6 protein-coding genes are annotated in these 4,416 nt (G+C 45.5%); 5 read left to right on the plus strand and 1 reads right to left on the minus strand.

What is annotated here, in order from left to right:
* Window positions 1–306 precede the first annotated feature (306 nt).
* From Q7V48_10440 to Q7V48_10460, 5 genes are all read left to right on the plus strand, one after another.
* A complete protein-coding gene (locus tag Q7V48_10440) occupies window positions 307–483 on the plus strand; it encodes a hypothetical protein (protein MDO9211146.1) in 177 nt (58 codons plus the stop codon).
* A 173-nt stretch (window positions 484–656) separates the two neighbouring features.
* Complete coding sequence (locus tag Q7V48_10445; GenBank protein ID MDO9211147.1) at window positions 657–1,280, plus strand: hypothetical protein; 624 nt, start codon at window positions 657–659, stop codon at window positions 1,278–1,280.
* Window positions 1,281–2,426 carry a L,D-transpeptidase gene (locus tag Q7V48_10450; protein MDO9211148.1) on the plus strand — a complete coding sequence of 382 codons (1,146 nt, stop codon included), beginning with the start codon at window positions 1,281–1,283 and terminating at the stop codon, window positions 2,424–2,426.
* Window positions 2,404–3,045 (plus strand): L,D-transpeptidase, encoded by a 642-nt coding sequence (locus Q7V48_10455; protein MDO9211149.1) that lies wholly within the window; start codon window positions 2,404–2,406, stop codon window positions 3,043–3,045. Before Q7V48_10450 ends, Q7V48_10455 begins: the two co-directional genes overlap by 23 nt.
* Window positions 3,046–3,146: 101 nt before the next feature.
* Complete coding sequence (locus Q7V48_10460; protein MDO9211150.1) at window positions 3,147–3,674, plus strand: hypothetical protein; 528 nt, start codon at window positions 3,147–3,149, stop codon at window positions 3,672–3,674.
* Window positions 3,675–3,861: 187 nt separating this feature from the next.
* Here Q7V48_10460 and Q7V48_10465 read toward each other — a convergent pair.
* The coding region (locus tag Q7V48_10465; GenBank protein MDO9211151.1) for a molybdopterin dinucleotide binding domain-containing protein at window positions 3,862–4,416 on the minus strand (555 nt) is incomplete at its 5' end.

Below are 4,416 nucleotides of genomic sequence, written 5' to 3' on the forward strand. Positions count from 1 at the left end.
CTTGGGGAAGGCAAAAGAAATGATTGCCACCAATCCTTATGAAGCGAAAGCCAAAATGGATGAGCTGAAAACCATGGTTGATAAGTGGGAGAATACATTTAAAGAAATGGCCACCGCCGCTCCGGCAAAACCTGAAGCAGCAAAAAAGGGGGAAAAATAGGTACGGAGGGCCGTCTTTTACCAGAAAAAGATTGGACTATCACTTGAGCACCAAATCGCTAGAACCCAAAAAGACATTTGGGGATGGTATCATAATAATTAAAAGGGGTGTTACGCACTGCCAAACAAGAAAAAGGAGGTATTTAAATGTCAGTAAAAATTGGAGAAGTTCAGAGCAAAGTATCTGCCGATGTCAAGAAAACAGATGAGGTGAATGTTGATTTCAAGGTAAGCTATTCGAGTAAGCTAGAGGCAGTCAAATTCAAGCCCTCTGAGGACCTCAAGAAAGGTGACACAGTAAAGATCACCATTGAAAAGGTCTAAAGATTGATAAGGTGGAGGTCAGCGGGGTAGAAAGGCAGTGCAGCTCCCACCCCCCCCTATGCTGCCCTCCCCAACCACTTAATATCCTCAAAGAGGGGATTGCACAAAAAGGTGCGCCTTTTCATTTTTGAATTAACCAAAACATTAAGAAAGGAAAGAAGGAGGAAGAAGCGATGAAAACAGCTCGGTACATTGTCTTGGCGTTTATGGTAATAGCATTCGTAAGCGGCTGCGGCCAAAAGCCTACTAAAGAGATCGAGGATACAAAGGCTGCCGCCAACGCGGTAATTTCCGAGGGTCTCGGCAAATATTCCCCGGAGGATGAAAAGAAATTGAATGATGCAATGACTATGGCAATGGATGAGATCAAAATCCAAGAGGACAAAACCTTTAAAAACTATGATAAGGCAAAGCAGGTGTTGGCCGAAGTGAAGAAGAATGCGGAGGAGATGAAGGCTGCCCTTCCAGCCAAAAAAGAGCAGGCCAAACAGAATGCCCTTTCAGCACAAGAAGCTGCGAAAGCTAGCGTAGATGATGCGAAAAAACTCCTTGCCCAGGCTCCGAAAGGCAAGGGCACGGCAGCGGACATCGAGGCGCTCAGGGGAGATGTGAAAGGAGTTGAAGAGTTACTCCCCGAGGTTCAAGGCCTGATCGACAAAGAGGAGTATCGCACAGCAGTTACTAAAGCGGGTGCCATAAAGGAGAAGGCAACTGGCGTAGCGAACCAGATTAAGGAGGCTATGGAAAAGGTTCAGGCAGAAAAAGCTACGAAGGCGAGAAAGCCCTCGAAGAAGTAAGTGGCCACGGTATATTTATCAGCATTGAAACTAACGTCCATAGCACTAACCATCTTTTGCTTATCCCTGTACGGATGTGTCAACCAAGACCCCATTCCTCCAGAGGTCAAACTCGCCGAGGCGCAAGAATTCAACCTCTGGAGGACCGGAGCCCACCTTTATCTTGCGGAGCAGTTTGCCCGTTATAAAGAAGACCTGAATAAGGCAAAAATTGATCTCCTAAGAATCAATTCTCAGTTCAGATGGTTTAGGGATTACAAACCAGTTCGGACTGAATTTGTCCAGTTGCTCAAACAAGGCGATGGATTGCTCAAAAACCTTGAAATCGAAAAGCATAGGAAAGCCCTAATCGTAGCTGATCGTATGAACAGCTTACGAGAGAGGATCCATCACTTGGATAAAGTAACCCTCATGTTGAACGAAGGAAGGGTTTCAAGGGGCAGCCTCACAAAAGCAGGGGTGATCCTAAATGAGGTGCGCGCATTATACGAAGAGAACCAGTATATTGCTTCGGAGGAAAAATTAAAGGGTGTAGAGAATTATCTCATCGATGCCGAAAAGGCGATCACACCTGTCCTAACCCGTTATCATGACACAAAACAGATAATGAGATGGAAGAAGTGGGCGGAGGAGACGATCGAGGAATCAAGGGAAAAAAGGATCCATGCCATCCTCATCATCAAAGCTGACAGAAAATTATTACTCTACAAGAATGGGGAACTATTGAAAACTTACCGTGTAGGCTTGGGCCGCAGCGGGTGGTCGGACAAGCGGCATGCGCGAGACGATGCGACCCCCGAGGGGAAATATAAGATCATCAGAAAGAACCCCAGGAGTCGATATTACAAGGCCCTATTAATCAACTACCCCAATGAAGAGGATAGAAGGGAGTTCAATAGGGCAAAAAAAAGAGGTCTTCTGCCTAAGACGGTAAGCATTGGCGGCTCCATCGAGATCCATGGCGGGGGCAATGCAGGCATGACATACGGCTGCATTTCACTGGACAACAGGCATATTGAAGAAATCTACAATACAGTGGAATCCGGGACTCCAATTACCATCGTGGGGGCGGTGGATGGCCGAAACAGCATATCCTCGGCGCTGACCATCATCCAGAATGAACATGAGCAAAAAGAAACTCCTTAAGATTTCAGGACTCTTATTATTATCGATAGGGTTAGCCATAGAGGGCGCAGGATATTTTATTGCCTGGAAGGCTTCAAGGATGGAGGAAACCAAACCCCCCGAGTCCCAAACAAGCCTCTTGCACTCTCTGAGATCAAAGAACTCTTTACTCAGGAAAAGGATCGAAGCCCTTCAGCCACACGGCCTTCATATCGTTGTAGATACTGCACGCAATACTCTTTACCTCAACCAAGGGAAGAGAACTATCCTTAAAGCAATCGTTTCCTGCGGAAGCGGAAGCATACTGACGGACCCTTCGGGAGAAAGGCAATGGATATTTGACACCCCCAAAGGGGAATTCACTGTCCGGTCAATACTTGTAAACCCAACATGGATAAAGCCTGATTGGGCATTCATAGAAGAAAGCAAGTCCATACCCAAGAACTTTATGGAAAAGGCTGAATACGGTATGCTGGGAAATTATGCGCTCGGCTTTGGAAATGGATACTTCATACATGGTACCCTTTATACAAGGCTTCTTGGCAAAAATATCACTCACGGTTGTATCAGGATGGGCGACCAGGATCTCAAAACCCTTTATGAAACAGTATCAGTGGGTACAAAAATACTGATATTTTAATGCCCTTATCAAAATTCATATTTTTACTCATCGTTTTGTCATTCAGCGCTGAAGCAACATCTGTTCATGAAAGGGACAGACTGCTTTGGGAGAACAAGCTCTTGAAGTCAGAACTTCAGCTTGCGACGAACCCACAAATTTACGCTATCTTTGACCTTAGGGAAAAGAAAATTCAGATTAAGGCCAGAGGAACCGTATTAAAAGAATTGTCAATAGAATGCTTTAAACTTTGGGGGGCATCGATTCAGCCAGAACCTATTACAGTCGTGGGGAAAAGCTCTTTCTTCAAACCGAAAAGAACAAAAATAAAGCCCAAAAAAAATAATGAAGAGATAACTTCTGAACTCCACGCCCTGGAGATAGATGATATGCCCGTTAGATACCGCCTCAATTTCGGCGACTGTATCTGGTTATATATAAGGCCGAAACCTGACGGAATTATATCAGGCCTCTTTAATATATCTTTTTATCTTAAATCCTTTATTACAAGGCCAATGATTACACTATGGAATACATTACGCCAGAAGACTTTTACTGAGATAGACATCTATTTAGGTGAAAAAGATTCAAAATTTCTTTTTTGGGCCTTGCCGGAGGGCTTGCAATGCATTATATATAATTTTAAATAGTTGAATAGTACTAAGGCGTTAAGTCGTAGTGTTAGGTGCCAGTTCTACACAATTGACCAACAATTAACCACCTAAATTATAAGCCCATTTATGACGAAATCCCCCCCCTTTTTAGAAAGGGGGGGGGATTTCTTGTTAAGTTAGCGCTTTATGCCCGTCAAGAGAGAGGGGGGGAATATAATAAAAACTAAATTTTCTGGACCTTCACGGCGCATACTTTATACCCGGGAATCTTAGCTACCGGGTCCAGGACATCGAGCGTCAACAGGTTAGCGGCTGCTTCTTTGAAATGGAAAGTCATAAAAACCATCCCTGGTTGAAGATTTTCCGAGATTTTCGCTTTGACCTTTACCTTGCCCCGTCGAGAGGCCACTTCCACGAGGCCATTCTCCGGCTGAATTCCCAGCCGTCTGGCGTCTTCCGGATTGATTTCCAGCAACCCTTCGGGATAGATCTCCGATAGCCCCTTGGATTTTCGGCTGATTATGGTGTGGTAATGATAGAGGACCCGTCCCGTAGTCAGGAGGAACGGATATTCTTCATCCGGGAGCTCTGGAGCCGGCACATAAGGAGTTACGTGGAATTTTCCCTTGCCCCGGGTGAACTTGTCTTTATGCAGATAAGGTGTACCCGGATGGTCGGGCGTGGGGCAGGGCCACTGCAGTCCCAGGCCTTCCAAGCGCTCATAACGGATGCCCCCATAGGAAGGAGTCAGGGAAGCAATTTCTTCCGTGATTGCGGC

Source organism: Deltaproteobacteria bacterium, from assembly GCA_030654105.1.
Classification (GTDB): Bacteria; Desulfobacterota; SM23-61; order SM23-61; family SM23-61; genus JAHJQK01.

Coding starts and splice junctions, on each gene's coding strand:
- Q7V48_10440 (MDO9211146.1), top strand. CDS start 307: ATGTCAGTAAAAATTGGAGAAGTTCAGAGCAAAGTATCTGCCGATGTC.
- Q7V48_10445 (MDO9211147.1), top strand. CDS start 657: ATGAAAACAGCTCGGTACATTGTCTTGGCGTTTATGGTAATAGCATTC.
- Q7V48_10455 (MDO9211149.1), top strand. CDS start 2,404: ATGAGCAAAAAGAAACTCCTTAAGATTTCAGGACTCTTATTATTATCG.